The sequence below is a fragment of the Nannocystis punicea genome (genome assembly GCF_026965555.1).
GTDB lineage: Bacteria > Myxococcota_A > Polyangia > Nannocystales > Nannocystaceae > Nannocystis > Nannocystis punicea.
This window is the reverse complement of sequence record NZ_CP114040.1, coordinates 8,328,193-8,342,951: the sequence shown is the minus strand read 5'-3', so window position 1 is coordinate 8,342,951 and position 14,759 is coordinate 8,328,193. Positions and strand designations below refer to the sequence as shown.

7 protein-coding genes are annotated in these 14,759 nt (G+C 74.5%); 5 read left to right on the top strand and 2 right to left on the bottom strand.

What is annotated here, in order from left to right:
- Window positions 1-242: 242 nt before the first annotated feature.
- Entirely contained in the window at window positions 243-4,775 is a 4,533-nt protein-coding gene (locus O0S08_RS32055) for a HEAT repeat domain-containing protein (protein ID WP_269033174.1), read from the bottom strand.
- Window positions 4,776-4,917: 142 nt separating this feature from the next.
- Here O0S08_RS32055 and O0S08_RS32050 point away from each other — a divergent pair, with 142 nt between their 5' ends.
- The 3 genes from O0S08_RS32050 (at window position 4,918) to O0S08_RS32040 (ending at window position 11,521) form a co-directional block, all read left to right on the top strand.
- Entirely contained in the window at window positions 4,918-5,667 is a 750-nt protein-coding gene (locus O0S08_RS32050) for a glutathione S-transferase family protein (protein WP_269033173.1), read from the top strand.
- A 143-nt stretch (window positions 5,668-5,810) separates the two neighbouring features.
- Window positions 5,811-6,314, top strand: a complete 504-nt coding sequence (locus O0S08_RS32045; RefSeq protein WP_269033172.1) for a PaaI family thioesterase — start codon at window positions 5,811-5,813, stop codon at window positions 6,312-6,314.
- Window positions 6,315-6,616: 302 nt separating this feature from the next.
- The gene (locus tag O0S08_RS32040) at window positions 6,617-11,521 is read left to right on the top strand and encodes an AAA family ATPase (protein WP_269033171.1); all 4,905 of its coding nucleotides are present in this window, start codon (window positions 6,617-6,619) and stop codon (window positions 11,519-11,521) included.
- Between the two features lie 82 nt (window positions 11,522-11,603).
- Here the strand turns inward: O0S08_RS32040 and O0S08_RS32035 are convergent, their stop codons facing one another.
- Window positions 11,604-12,758, bottom strand: coding sequence for a DNA topoisomerase IB (locus O0S08_RS32035; RefSeq protein ID WP_269033170.1), 1,155 nt, complete (start codon window positions 12,756-12,758; stop codon window positions 11,604-11,606).
- 170 nt (window positions 12,759-12,928) lie between these two features.
- On the opposite strand from O0S08_RS32035, the gene O0S08_RS32030 reads away from it, so the two are divergent.
- Together O0S08_RS32030 and O0S08_RS32025 are read left to right on the top strand one after the other, a co-directional pair.
- Complete coding sequence (locus O0S08_RS32030) at window positions 12,929-13,303, top strand: response regulator (RefSeq protein WP_269033169.1); 375 nt, start codon at window positions 12,929-12,931, stop codon at window positions 13,301-13,303.
- 372 nt (window positions 13,304-13,675) lie between these two features.
- Window positions 13,676-14,731 carry a D-alanine--D-alanine ligase family protein gene (locus O0S08_RS32025; RefSeq protein ID WP_269033168.1) on the top strand — a complete coding sequence of 352 codons (1,056 nt, stop codon included), beginning with the start codon at window positions 13,676-13,678 and terminating at the stop codon, window positions 14,729-14,731.
- Window positions 14,732-14,759: the final 28 nt, after the last annotated feature.

Here is a 14,759-nt window from a genome sequence, read left to right as displayed (position 1 = left end):
GTCGGCACGCATTGCTGGGACGGGTGGATCTGCGAGTACCGCGTCGACGACAGGCTCCTGCTCGACAGGGTCGCAGTCGGGTGGTCGCGGGCGTACGGGCGCGAGGGCGGGCCGTCGCTGTTCGGTCGGCGCGACATGCTCGCTCGGTGGAGCGCGGACATGGCGAATGGGACATGCCCTCGAGACAATGGCCTAAAAGTCATGTCGCTCGAGGCTCGTGGTCGGCGCGGCCAGGTCCGGGCTCAATCGTCCTCGAGCGGGTCCTCGGGCGGCTCGCCGGCCGCGACGTCGGCGGCGATCGCATTTAAAACCTCTTCGTAGCGGCGGCGCCGGTCGGGGCGGGCCTCGCGGGCGGCGCGGACCAGCGCGTCCTCGGCGAGCGGGCCGAGGCGGCGCAGGGCCGCGATCACCTCGCGGTGCAGCGGGTCGCGCTCGTGGGCCAGGCGGGCGATCAGAGCGGCGACGGCGGGCGCGTGGCCGGCGTGCGAGACGGCCCGGATCGCGCTGCGCTGGATGTTCGGGTCGGGGTCGTCGAGCAGGCCGAGGGCGCTGCGGAGGTAGCGTTCGCGGTCGCCGGTGCGCAGCAGGCGGTGGGCCTGCAGGCGCACGCGCGGGCTGGCGTGGCCGACCAGCTCGACGAGCAGGTCGAACCATTCGTCGCCTGTGCGATCGGACATGTCCTTGAGCGCCTGCCGGACCTGCTCGGGGCCGGCGCCGGCGAACTCCGCCCGCAGCTCGGCGACCGTGCGAGCCGGAGGCGCGGGCGCGGGCGCGGGCAGGGGCGTGCGCAGGGCGGCGAGGTCGAGCGGCGGCGGACGGTCGCGCGCGTCGATCGAGCTGCGCAGGGCCTGCTGGCGCAGGCGGTCGCCGTCGCCGGGGGCGCGGGCGAGCAAGTCGTGCCATTCCGGGGTCAAGGTCGACGGCGCGCCCAGCAGGTCGAGGCAGCCCCACTCGCCGGCGCGCAGGCGCGGCGCGAGGAGTTGCAGCAGGCGGCCGGCGGGGAGCCGCCGCAGTCCGGCGGCGAGGAGGTCGCGCTCGCGCGGCTGGCCGGCGATCCACCACGCGATCAGGGTCGGCGCGAGATCGAGGAGGACCTCCGGGCGGAGGCCGGCGAACAGCGCGATGACGCGGGCCCGCAGCTCGCGGTCGTGCTCGGCGGCGGCGATCCACGTCGAGGCCTCGGCGGCGAACCGACCGGCGACCGCGCGGGCGCGCTGGATGGTGATCGGGACATGTCCTTCGAGGCAGGCGGTGAGCAAGGCCGCCTGCGCCGCCGGCTCGGGCCAGGCGAGCAGGAGGTCGGCGGCGCGTTCGCGCTCGGGCAGCCCGGAGCGGGCCAGGCGGGCGAGCAGGGCGGCGAGGACTTTGGCCGAGCGCGGCGGCGGCAGGTGGCGCGGGGCCTCGGGCGGGCGCGGCTGCAGGCCGACGACGCCGAGCGGCTGGACCTGCAGCAAGCGATCGAGCCAGGCGGCGTGCAGGTCGGCGGGGACGTCGGGGTGGAGGTCGACGAGCATTTCGAGGCTGACGCGCGGGTCGTACAAGACTGCCTCGTCGCCGGCGCGCAGCGACTCGCCGAGGCGAGGGCGCAGGCGTCGGGCCTCGTCGTCGAGCGCGGGCAGGCCCGGGAACGCGTCGTGCAGGGCGGCGCGGGCGTGCGCGACCGGGTCGGAGGTGCCGGCGCAGTCCTGCAGGGCGCGCTCGAGGTCGGCGCGCACGAGCACGGCGCCGCAGCGGCGCAGGCGGCCGAGCCATGACCCAAGGGACAGGTTGGGACGCGGCTCGCTGCGGCGCAGCCGCTCGGCCAGCTCGAGGCCGGCGGCGACGTCGAGCTCGGGCACGAGGGCGTCGAGCAACGCGAGCAGTCGCTCGCGCGGCGTGTCGTCGAGCCGCGCGGCCAGGTCGTCGACGAACCCGGCGCACTGGCGCAGCGCGGCGGGCTCGAGCCCGGCTGTGAACAACTGCAGCACGACGGCCAGCGCCCCTGCCCCCGCGGGGCCGCGCAGCGCGAGCAACCACTCGCGCAAGTAGGGACGTACGACCGCGAGCTCCTCGGGCGTGAGCGCCTCGGGCTCGGCGAGGACGTCGGCGGCGTGACCCGGCAGGCCGCCGGCGGGGTGATTCGTCGGTTCGGGGTCGCGGGTCTTTCGGGGATCGGCCGGGTGACTCGTCAGACCGTGGTCGCGCAGCGCTCGCACGGCCGGACGCAGCGGCGCGGGGGCGAGGAGCGGGAGGTCGCGGAGGTGCAGACCGTGGTGGTGCAGCAGGGCCACGAGCGAGCCCGTCTCGCCGCGCAGGCGCACGCTGCCATCGATCAACAGGCGCAAGAAGACCGGGAGCCACGGCGCCCCGCGACGGGCCGCGTGCAAGACGGCGGCTGGTTCGAGCCGGCCGTCGAGCGCGAGCGACCACAGGCGCCAGCGCGCGGCGGCGTGCGGGTCGGCGGGCGGCTGGCTGTCGAGCGCGGCGAGCAGCGTCGGCGTGACGCTGTCGCCGAGCAGCGCGGCCAGCGTGGCCGACAGCGCGGCGCGCAGGCCCGGGTTGTCGTGCGCGCCCAGCCAGCGCACCAGCGCGGGCACGACCTCGGCCGAGCCGGCGCGCTGCAGCGCCTCGGCGGCGGTCTTCTTGAGGTTCATGTTGGGGTGCTCGAGCCAGGCGGCGATCGCCGGCGCGGCGGCGGTGGCCCGCGCCTCGGCGAGCGCGAGCAGGGCCTGGCGTGCGGTCGGCAGGTCGTCGCCCTCGGCGAGCTTGACCAGGCTCGCGCACAGGTCGTCGGGGACATGTCTCGCGAGACATGTGACTGCGGCGGCGCGGACCTGCGGATCGGCGTGACGCAGGTGGCGGTGGAGGTGCCGGCGCACGCGCCGGGTCCGGCGGCTCCGCTGCGAGACCAGCGCGCGCAGCACGATCGCGCGCGCCTCGGGCGCGAGCGGCTCGTCGTCGAGGTCGAGCAGCAGCTCGGCGAGGACGCGGTCTCCGGCGTCGGCGGCGCCGAGGGCGGCGAGCAGGCACGCCGGCCGGACCGCGTCGCGCTCGTACAGCCGTCGGCCGAGCTCGCGCACCGCCTGCAGGGCGACCTCGGGGATCTGCCGCTCCGCCTCGCTGGCGCGCACCGGGCTGGGATCGATCCGCAGCGGCGCGCGGTCGCGTTCGACGAGCACCCCGGCGACGATCTCGGAGACGACCCGGCGCAGCAGGTCGCGCGCGAGCTCGAGGTCGTCCGCCCCGCCGAAGCGACCGAGCAGCTCGAGCGCGCGCACGCTGACCGGCTCGACCGCGCACGCGAGCGTCAGCGCGGGGTTGAAGCGCGCCGGCGGCCGCTGGAGGTCGCGGTGGATCGCCAGCGGCAACGCGTCGAAGCGCAGGCGGGATTGCAAGCGCGCGCGCACCGGCGAGTCGAGGTCGATGAGGTGCCACAGCAGCGCGGCCGCGTCGGCCGCGAGGTCGCACAGGTGCGGGCGCACCCCGGCCTGGTCGTGCAATCCGAGGCCCTCGCTCAAGGCGGTCACGGTGGCGGCGGCGCCGAGCCAGCGCAGCGCGCCCAGGCAGGCGGCCGGCTCCTGCTCGAGGTGCGCGAGCACGACGGCCTCGCTGGACGCGTCGCGGAGCGGGCCGAGCTGACGGAGGATCTGCCGCCGCAGGTCGCGGTCGCGGGTGCCGGCCAGCAGCGCGTGCAGGACCGCGGGCACCTCGTCGCTGTCGATCGCGGCCAGCAGCGGCATCAGCCGCGGCCACCGCGGGTCGCCGGCGGGCAGGTCGGCGAGGCGGCGCAGCAGCGGCTTGCGGGCGGTGAAAGTCAGCGCGGCCAGCTCGTCGAGGTCGAGGCTGTGATCGCCGGTGGCCAGCGCGAGCACTGCGGGCAGCTCGGCGTCGCCGACGAAGATCGCCCGGCGGTGCAGCGCTCGCAGAGCCCGCAGGCAGGTCGGCCCGAACAGGACCGGATCGCCGAGAGCGAGGGCGAGCCAGGCGGGCAGGGCGTCGCGCTCGCAGCGGGCCATCGCCGCGCCGAACGCCTCGGCGCGCACACGCGGGTCGGCGCTGTCGTCCTCGACCAGCGCGCGCAGGTCGGTATGGAGATCGTGCAGCGCGGCGAGGTACACCGCGGCGCACGCGACCTCGACGTCGTCGTCCGCCAGCCGCGGCAGCAGGGTCGCGCGCGGGCACGGCCACGCGCGGGCCCACGGCGCCGCCAGCTCGAGCAAGGCGTCGCGACGCCGCGGCGGGCTGGCGCTGGCGAGCAGCGTCCGCAGCGACTCGATCGCCTGCGCCGGCGCGAGCAGGCCGGCGCGCAGGCACTCGTCCAGCAGCCGCGCGCCCTCCTCTTGCACGTCGACCCGCGCGTGAGCGCAGGCGAGCGCGACCAGGTCCGCCGGCTCGAGCAGGTCGCCTGCGGACAGGCTGCGCAGGGCGGCGACCACGAACGCGTCGACCTCGCGCCGGGCCAGGGTCGCCGGCGCGACCGACAGATCGAGCCGCAGCCACGCCTGGGCGACCGCCGGCTCGAGGTCGACGGAGCGCCAGTCCGGAAGGACATGTTCTTTTCGCCATGTCCATACGGACCGGTACATCGCCGCCAGCCGCAGCTGCAGCGGCGGCGGCAGGCCGGCCGGCGACGTCGGCAGCAGCGCGGCCAGCTCCGCCAGCGCCTCGGGGTCCGCCGCGCGGGCCAGGCGATCCTGCAGCTGCAGCAGGCCGGCGTGGCGCACGGCCGCCTGCGGGCTGGCGAGCGCGGCGCGGAGCTGCGCCGGGGCGAGGGGGTGGGGGTCGCTCGCGGTCACGACCCATCGTCACCGATGCGGACCCCGTGACGGGCGCGGCCCTCGCGTGAGGCGGCCCACGGCGCAGAGTCGACATGTCCCGGAGGACAGGTTCGCTCGCGCGCAGGTTGACAGCGCCGCGCCGCGGTGCTCGGATCGGCGCGTGAAGCCCCCCGTCCACATCGTCGGCAATTACGTCTCGCCCTACGTCCGCAAGGTGCTCGTCGCGCTCGACCTCAAGGGCGTGGCCTACACGATCGACCCGATCATCCCGTTCCTCGGCGGCGACGGCTTCAGCGCCCTCAGCCCGCTGCGGCGGATCCCCGTGCTCGTCGACGGCGACCTGACCCTGACCGACTCGACGGTGATCTGCGAGTACCTCGACGAGGTCCACCCGACGCCGCCGCTGCTGCCGCGCGCGCCGGCGCTGCGGGCCCGGGCGCGCTGGCTCGAGGAGTTCGCCGACACGCGCATGGCCGAGGTGTTCCTGTGGCGGATCTTCGCCCAGCTGGTGGTGCGGCCGGCGGTCTTCGGCCAGGCGCCGGACACCGCGCTGATCGAGCGGACCATGCGCGACGAGGTGCCGCAGGTGTTCGACTACCTCGAGGGGCAGGCGCCGGCCGACGGGTTCTTCTGCGGCGAGCTGTCGATCGCCGACATCGCCGTCGCCAGCTTCCTGCGCAACGCCGCCCTGGCGAAGGTGAAGCCCGACCCCGAGCGCTGGCCTCGCCTCGCCGGCCTGGTCGAGCGGACCCTGGCCCTGCCGAGCTTCGTCCGCCTCAAGGAGTTCGAGCGCGCCCTGCTCAAGGTCCCGCCGGCCGAGCACCGCCAGGCGCTGGCCGCCATCGGCGCGCCGATCAGCGCCGAGACGCTCGGCACCGACACGCCGCGGGCCGGCTTCGCCCGCGGGTAGAGCCTGTCTCCTGGGGCATGCCCGATGGGGCATGTCTTATCGGACATGGCGAATGCGACAGTGTCGGTGGACGGTCGACACGTCGGTCCGGGCGGCGGCGGCGCGGCTTGAAGCGGCCGGGCGCGGCGAGTACGGTGGGGCCGATGACCGACGCGGGCCAGGCTCTGGCGGCGCTGGTCGGGGCCGGCAGCGATCCGGCCGCGACCGCGGCGATCTTCAACGACCACCGCAGCGCGATCGACCGGGTGATCGGCCTGGTGTTCACGCACGTGAGCGCCGACCTGATCGAGGCCGAGGTGCCGGTGGGTCCGCAGCTGCTGCAGCCGTACGGGCTGGTCCACGGCGGCGTGTACGCGACGATCGTCGAGACGCTGGCGAGCACGGGGGCCGCGCTGTCGGCGATGACGCGCGGGCAGTCGACGGTCGGCCTCGAGAACACGACCTCGTTCCTGCAGGGCACGCGAGGCGGCACGCTGCGCGCCCGCGCGACGCCGCTGCACCGCGGGCGTCGCACGCAAGTGTGGAGCGTGGAGATCCGCGACGACGGCGGGCGCGTCGTCAGCAGCGGACACGTGCGGATGCTGTGCCTCGAAGGCGGGGCCGCGATCGCGGGCGAGTCGCTGGCGCTGCGCCAGGGCGGCGAGTGAGCCGTCGGCCATCGCGCACGTAATCGACGCCGGCGCCCGCTGGAATCGGGGCGCCGCTGCATCGGCCGCTCCCCTGTGCGCGCGCATTCACGTCCCTCGCTTCGCGCCTGCCGAGCACGTCCGCCGCGCTTGCCGCTCTACGCGCACATCCTCGCACGATGGGTGCGGCGCTCGCCGCATTCGCGGCGCGTCACGTTCGATTTGTCGGCGAGGGAGCGCTCTTGCGCTCGCTCGACCCTTGTCGGACTCGCCGCAATTGTTCGATGATCGCGCCCGCGTTCGCCGACGCGAAAGGATCGTCCTTGTCCACGACCCTGCTGGAGCTCGCTTCTCGCCCGCTCGCCCCGGAGCGCTCCGCCGTCCTGCTCCGCAGCGTCGCCGCCGCGGTGCACACGATGCACCGCCAGGGCCACACCCATCGCCACCTCGCGCCGCGCCTGGTCCGCCTCGAGGGCGACGACGTGGCCGAGCTCGACGGCGCGGACGAGGGCGCCGACTGGCTGGCCGCGCATCGGCCCGACGAGCTCGCCTACGCGGCCCCCGAATTGTTGCAGCCGACGCTGCACGCCCCCGACCACCGCGCCGACCTCTATTCGCTGGGCGCGTTGTTCCACGAGCTCTTGACCGGCGCGCCGCCGTTCACCGCGGTCGACCTGCTCGGGTGGACGCACGCCCACGTGGCCCAGGCCCCGCGTCCGCCGACCGAGCTGCGCGGCGAGGTCCCGGTGCCGCTGGCGGAGATCGTGCTCAAGCTGCTGGCGAAGGCCGCCGACGAGCGCTACCAGAGCGCGTCGGGCCTGATCGCCGACCTCGACCGCTGGCTCGCCGCGGCCGGCCGCGGCGACGGCGAGACGCGCTTCGTCCTCGGCCTGCGCGACGTGCCCGAGCAGCTGCGGATCTCCCAGCGCCTCTACGGCCGCGACGCCGAGCTGCAGGCGCTCGAGGCGGCGCGCGAGCGGGTCGCCCAGCGCGGCGCGCCGGAGCTGGCGCTGGTGCGCGGGCCCTCGGGCATCGGCAAGTCGGCGCTGGTGCACGGCCTCGAGCGCCGTCACACCGGCCAGCCCGGCGTCTTCGTCGCCGGCAAGTTCGACCAGTACGACCGCGACATCCCGTACGCCACCCTGGTCAGGGCGTTCGGCGAGCTCGCCCGCCAGCTGCTCGCCGCCAGCGAGGAGCACCTCGCGGCCTGGCGCCAGCGCCTGCAGGCCGAGCTCGGCAACCTCGGCCAGCTGATCATCGACATCATCCCGCAGATGGAGCTGGTGATCGGGCCGCAGCCGCCGGTCCCGCCGCAGCCGCTGCTCGAGGCGCAGAACCGCTTCAACCGGGTGCTGCGCCAGTTCATCGGCGTGTTCGCCCAGCCCGACCAGCCGCTGATCCTGTTCCTCGACGACCTGCAGTGGGCCGACACCGCCAGCATCCGCCTGCTGCAGCACATCCTCACGCACCCCGACGTGCAGCACGTGCTCGTCGTGTGCGCCTACCGCGACGGCGAGATCGGCCCGTCGCACCCGTGGACGGGCGCGCTGCTCGAGATCCAGAGCGCCGACGTGCGCGTGTCGGACCTCCTCGTCGCCCCGCTGCCGCCGCAGCACGTCGCCGCGCTGCTGCTCGACACCCTGCGCTGCAGCCCCGAGGCCGCGGCCCAGCTGTCCGGGCTGCTGCACGCCAAGACCGCGGGCAACCCCTTCTTCGTCGGCCAGTTCTTGACGATGCTGGCCGCCGAGGGGCTGCTCTACCTCGACCCCGAGGTCGGCGCGTGGCGCTGGGACCTGGGCGCGATCGAGGCCAAGGGCTACACCGACAACATCGTCGCGCTGATGCTCGAGCGCCTGCGCGGCCTGTCGGGCCCGGCCCAGCGGGCGCTCAGCCTGCTCGCCTGCGCCGGCGCCGAGATCGCGCCGGCGACCCTGGCCGTGCTGCTCGGCCGCGACGAGGCGGCGGTGATGGCCGACCTCGCGCCGGCGCTGACCGACTCGCTGGTGGTCGCGCGCGCCGGGCAGCTCAAGTTCACCCACGACCGCGTGCAGCAGGCCGCCTACAGCCTCACGCCCGAGGCCGAGCGGGCCGGCGTGCACCTGCGGATCGGTCGCGAGCTGCGCGGCCCGATCGGCTCCGAGGTCGCGCCCGAGCGCCTGTTCGCGGTCGTCAACCACCTCAACGCCGCCGCCGCGCTGCTCGACGATCCGCGGGCCCGCTTCGACCTCGCCCGCCTCGACGTGCAGGCCGGCCGGCGCGCCAAGCAGGCCAACGCCTACGCCTCGGCGCTCATCTACCTGCGGGTCGCGCTCGCCCTCCTGCCGGCCGACGCCTGGGACGCGCACTTCCAGCTGACCTTCGACCTCCACCGCGACCTGTCCGAATGCGCATATCTGTGCAACGACAACGAAGCGGCGGAGCAGCTGTTCGAGGCCGCGCTGTCGCACGCCCGCGGGCCGCTCGAGCGGGCCGAGATCTTCACGCTGCAGATCAGCCTCTACTACTCGGTCGGGCGAATGCAGGAGAGCCTCGACGTCGGCCAGAAGGCGCTGCGCGAGCTCGGCATCGACATCCCGGCGACCCCGGAGGCGCGCCTGGCCGCGTTCGGGCCGATGATCGAGCTGGCGGTGGCCCGCTTCTCGGCGCTCGACATCGAGGCGATGGAGCACGCGACCTCGGTCGCCGACCCGGCGCGGCGGGTCGCGGCGCAGGTGCTGGTCAGCCTGCTGCCGTCGAGCTTCTACCTCGACATCGTCCTGTTCTCGATCATCATCCTGCGCCTCGTCGAGCTGTCGCTGGTCCACGGCGAGACGCGCGACTCGGTGGTCGGCTACGCCTCGTTCGCCCTGCTGCTGGTGACCGTGCTCGGCGAGCACGACATGTCGGGCCGGATCGCGCGCATGACCCTGCGCCGGCTCGACGCCATCGCCGACGCCGGCGTGCACGCCAAGGTGCGCACGATCTACGGCTGGTTCAGCGGCCCGTGGCACGAGCCGCTGCCGCAGATCCTGGCCCACCTGCGCGCGGGTCAGCAGGCCGGCATCGAGGCCGGCGACCTCTCGGCCTACGGCGCGTTCGCCTTGCTCGGCCAGGACACCCTGCTCCTGTGCCGCGGCGACGCCCTGGCCCAGGTCGAGGAGCAGTGGGCCCGCCATCGCAGCAGCTACGTGCAGATGCAGCACGAGATCGCGGTCATGACCGTCGACGTGGTGCTGGCCCAGCTGCCGCGCCTGCGCGGCGCCCGGGTCGACGCCGACGACGCCGTCGAGCCGGTGACGAAGACGGCCGGCTCGGCGCTCGGCACCCACCACTTCTTGCGCATGCAGCGGCTCTACCTGCTCGGCGACCTCGGCGGCGCCCTGCAGGCCGCCGACCGCTTCGCCGCGACCAAGGGCAACGGCCTGCTCGGCACCTTCCTCGGCGCCGACGGCGACTTCTACTGCGCCCTCGTGGCCGCCGCGGTGGCCGACCGCGAGCCGGTGCGGCGGGCCGAGATGCTCGAGCGCGTGCGCGTCCAGGCGGCCCTGACCGAGCGGCTGGCGACCGGCTGCCCGGCCAACTTCCGCGCCCGCGCCGAGCTCCTCGGCGCCGAGCTGCTGCGCCTCGAGGGGCGCTCGGCCGAGGCCTTGCCGCGGCTCGAGGCGGCGGCGCGGTCGGCCGCACAGGAGTCGTTCCTGGCCGTCGAGGCGATCGCCTGCGAGCGGGCCGGCGAGCTGGCGCGCGCGCTCGGCCTCGGCATCGCCGCGGTCGCCTACTTCGAGCGCGCGCGCAGCCTCTACGCCCGCTGGGGCGCGTCCGCCAAGCTGGCGCAGCTGGCCTCGCGGGTGCCCGAGCTCGGGCCGATGACCCCGCCCGGCTCGCAGTGGCTGTCGGTCGACGCGCTCGCGGTCGTCAAGGCAACGCAGGCGCTGTCGGGCGAGCTGATGCAGGACAAGCTGCTCAGCAGCCTGATGCACATCGTGCTCGAGCACGCCGGGGCGCAGAACGGCCACCTGCTGCTGCTGGAGCGCGAGCGGCTGGTGGTCGCAGCCGGCGCGCGGACCGGCGACCAGGGCGTCGAGGTCACCCTGCCGGCGACCCGCCCGCTCGCGGCCGGCGACGAGCTGGCGCTGTCGATCGTGCAGTACGTCCGCCGCACCCGCGAGCAGGTGCTGCTGACCGACGCCCGCAGCAGCCCGCTGTTCGCCGCCGACCCGCACCTCGCCGCCGGCCAGGTGCGCAGCGTGCTGTGCGTGCCGATCGTCCGCTCGGGCGGCCTGGTCGGCGTGCTCTACCTCGAGAACAACTGGATGAGCGGCGCCTTCACCCCGCAGCGCACGGCGGTGCTGGAGCTGCTGCTGACGCAGGCCGCGATCTCCCTGGCCGTCTCGTCGCTGTACGGCGACCTCGCCCGCGAGAACCGCGAGCGCAAGCAGGTCGAGCAGGGCCTGCGCGAGAGCGAGGACCGGATGCGCCAGCTGGTCGAGAGCGCCGGCGCGATCCCGTGGGAGGCCGACGTCGTCGCCGGCCGGCTCACCTACATCGGCCCGCAGGTGGCCGCGCTGCTCGGCCACGGCAGCGCCCGCTTCACCGCCGAATTCGGGTTCTTGCCCGGCATCACCCACCCGGACGACCGCGAGGCGCTGGCGCTGCACCTGTCGGCCATCGGCGGCGAGGCCCGCGAGCTCGAGTTCCGCGTGCGCGCCGAGGACGGCGAGGAGCTGTGGCTGCACAGCATCCGCGGGGGCCAGAAGGCCCGCGGCGACGGCCCGCTGCGGCGCGGCTTCTTCTTCGACGCGACCGCCCGCAAGCGCACCGAGGCCAGCCTGCGCGACAAGCTCGAGATCATCGCCGCCCAGCAGGAGGCGATCCGCCAGCTGTCGACGCCGATCATCGAGGTGTGGGAGGGCGTGGTGCTGATGCCGCTGTTCGGCACCATCGATCCCGGCCAGGCCATGCGCATGCAGGAGCTGCTGCTCGACGCGATCGGCCGCCTGCGCGCGCGCTTCGCCATCATCGACCTCACCGGCGTCGAGGTCGTCGACACCGGCACCGCCCAGCACATCATCGCCCTGATCCGCGCCGTCCAGCTGCTCGGCGCCCGCGGGATCGTCGTCGGCGTCCGCCCCGACGTCGCCTCGTCGATCATCTCCCTCGGCATCGAGCTCAACCGGATCGCCACCCTCTCGACCCTGCGCGAGGCGCTGCTGGTCTGCATGCAGGACGGGCTGCGCCGCAAGAAGCGCTGACGCCGGCTGTCCTTCAGGAAATGTCCCGAGGAGCATGTCCCCCGGGGCATGCCCATGGAGACATGTCCTCCGGCGCAGCCGCTCAGGCGGCCCGGCGCTCCTCGACGTGACGCGCGGCGCGGCGCGGCGCGGCGTGGCGGGCCGCGCGGCGGTCCTTCAGCGACGCGGCCAGGCGGGCCGACAGGGTGCGCTGGCCGGCGGTCCGCTGCTGCTCGAGCAGGAGGGCGACCGCGCGGCGCTCCTCGGGGCGCAGCGCCTGATAGGCCCGGGGCCCGCGGGGCGCGGCCGGCAGCGGCGCCCCGTCCTCGTAGGCCTCGAGCACCGAGGGGTGCACGTAGCACTTGCGGCACACCGTCGCGGTGTTGCCGAGGCAGCCGGCGACCCGCTCGATCGCCCGCGTGACCGCCTGCTTGCGGCGGTACTTCTGCTCCGGCCTGGGGTCGCGCCACAGCTCCTCCGCCGCCAGCACCGTGCCGGCGAACGTGCGGAAGTCCTTGGCGCTGAACTCGCTGCCCGAGCAGGCGCGCAGGTAGGCGTTGACGTCGGCCGAGCCGATCGCGTGGTGGGTGCCGGCGTGGTCGTAGAATTGGAACAGGTCCTGGCCCGGCACGTCGCGGCAGCTGCGGACGATCTTCGCCAGGCGGGCGTCGTCGAGGGCGACGCGGTGCAGCTTGCCGGCCTTGCCGCGGAAGCGGAACTCGATGTGCTTGCCGTGGATCTGCACGTGGCGGTCGTGCATCGTCGTCAGGCCGTACGAATCGTTGGAGTGCGCGTATTCGGGGTTGCCGATGCGGATGTGCGTGGCGTCGAGCAGTCGCACCACAGTGGCGAGCACCTTGTCGCGGTCGAGCCGGGGGCGGCGGAGGTCGCGGTCGACGCGGGCGCGGATCGCCGGCAGCGCCGCCGCGAACGCCAGCATGCGCTCGTACTTGGTGCTGTCGCGGACCTCTCGCCAGCGCGGGTGGTAGCGGTATTGCTTGCGTCCGCGGGCGTCGCGGCCGACCGCCTGGATGTGGCCGCGTGGATCGGGGCAGATCCACACCTCCGTCCAGGCCGGTGGGATCGCCAGCCGGCGGATGCGCGCCAATAGCTCCGCGTCGCGGACCGGGCGGCCTTTCGCGTCGCGGTAGGCGAACCCGTTGCCGGCGCGGCGGCGGCGGATCCCCGGGTTCGCATCGGTCACGTAGACGAGTCCGGCGTCGTCGGCGCAAGTGACGGCATCGGGGGCGGGGAGCATCGTGCCTCGAGCGTGTCGCCACCTTCGTGCTCGCGCCGGTCGGGGCGGCGCGGCCCGGCGAACGTCTCGCGGGCGGCCGCGCGGCGCCGCTGGGCCTGGACGGGCCGCAATGTGCGCAGCGACCTCGGCCGCGCTTGTCGCCGCGAACCACTGCGAACATCGTTGGATCGATGCTGCCCGTCTTGCTCATCGAGGACGACGACGACATCCGCGATGTCGTGGCCGAGCTGCTGCGCGACGAGGGCTACGTCGTCCACGAGGTCGCCGACGGCAAGCAGGCGCTGGCCTATCTGCACGGGGAGGGCCGCGACCCGTGCCTCATCTTGCTCGACCTGATGATGCCGCTGGTCGACGGCTGGCAGGTCCTGAGCCGCCTGCGGGCGCAGGACCGCCTGCTCGCCTTGCCGGTGGTGGTGATGTCGGCGTCGGCCCCGGAGGCCGCGCCGTCGGGCGTGGCCGCGGTCGTGCGCAAGCCGATCGACCTCGACCTGCTGCTCGGGCTGGTGCAGCGATACTGCGGCTGCCCGCCCGACGATTCGCGATGATTCGCCCGCGGAACGGCGTGTCGATCGACGCGGACGCTGGTTGCAATGGCAGCAGCGCGTGCACCGCCCGGCGCTGCCGACAATGGGGTGACAGGCGCGATGCCGCACCGGGGGGTCCCCCGCCGGACTCGGCCCGGGGACTCGGCACCGCACCGGCCGGCGTCTCGCGCTCGCGGGCCGTCCGACGGTCCTGGCGAAGTTTTTTCTTTCCCCCGGCGACGAAGTGGCTATGGTTGCGAGCCGAGACGCCACATTGGAACCTCCGGGTGCATCCGCGAAACCTCCCCCTGCCGCCGGCCGCCGCGTTCGCGTAGCGGCCATTCGTCGGTCGGCTCCTTTCTCTCGGTGGATGCGCTCGGTAGGGGAGGTCGCATGCGCCTCGGCTTGACGTACAACCTCAAGCCCGAGCTCGGTCCATCTCCCGGCGAGCCGATCGATCGCTTCGAGGAGTTCGACTCGGTCGAGACCGTCGACGCCATCGACCGGGCCTTGCGCGGCATGGGCCACGAGGTCGAGCGGCTGGGGTGGGGCGAGCCGCTGCTGGCGGCGCTGGCGGAGCGTCCGCCGGAGCGGCGCATCGAGGGGGTGTTCAACTTCGCCGAGGGCGTCGGCGGGCGCGGCCGCGAGTCGCAGATCCCCGCGGTGCTCGAGGTGCTGGGGATCCCCAACACCGGCTCGGGCCCGTTCGCGCTGGCGCTGGCGCTCGACAAGGGCGTGGCCAAGATCTTCGCCGCCGCCCACGGGATCCGCACGGCGCCGTTCCAGATCGTCGGCGCCGACGAGCCGCTCGGCGCGACCCGGCTCGCCTATCCGCTGTTCGTCAAGCCGGTCGCCGAGGGCTCGTCGATGGGCATCCGCAAGAACTCGGTGTGCCGCGACGAGGCCGCCCTGCGCGAGCGCGTCGCCCAGCTGCAACGCGACTACCGCCAGGCCGTCCTCGTCGAGGAGTTCCTGTCGGGCGACGAGTTCACGGTCGGCGTGGTCGGCAACGGCGCCGCCGCCGAGGTCGTCGGCGTGATGCAGGTGACCCCGCGGGAGCCCGAAGAGGCGTTCGTCTACTCGCTCGAGGTCAAGCGCGACTACCTCAACCAGGTCCGCTATGTCATGACCGACGAGCTCGTGCAGTCGGGGCGGGTCGACGCCGCCCGACTCGACGCCATCCGCGCCCTCGCGCTCGACGTCCACCGCGTGTTCGGCTGCCGCGACCTGTCGCGCATCGACATCCGCTGCGACCGCCGCGGCGACCCCAACTTCATCGAGGTGAATCCGCTGCCGGGCCTCCACCCGGTCAGCAGCGACCTCGTCATCATCGCTCGCGGCCACGGCTGGAGCTACGAGCAATTGATCGGCCGCATCCTCGCCGCGGCCACCCAGCGCTGGGCGAGCCCCGAGCGCCAGCTTCCTTCCCCCGCTGCCCCCGAACATTAGCTTCACTCTCGACCTCGACTCGCCGGAG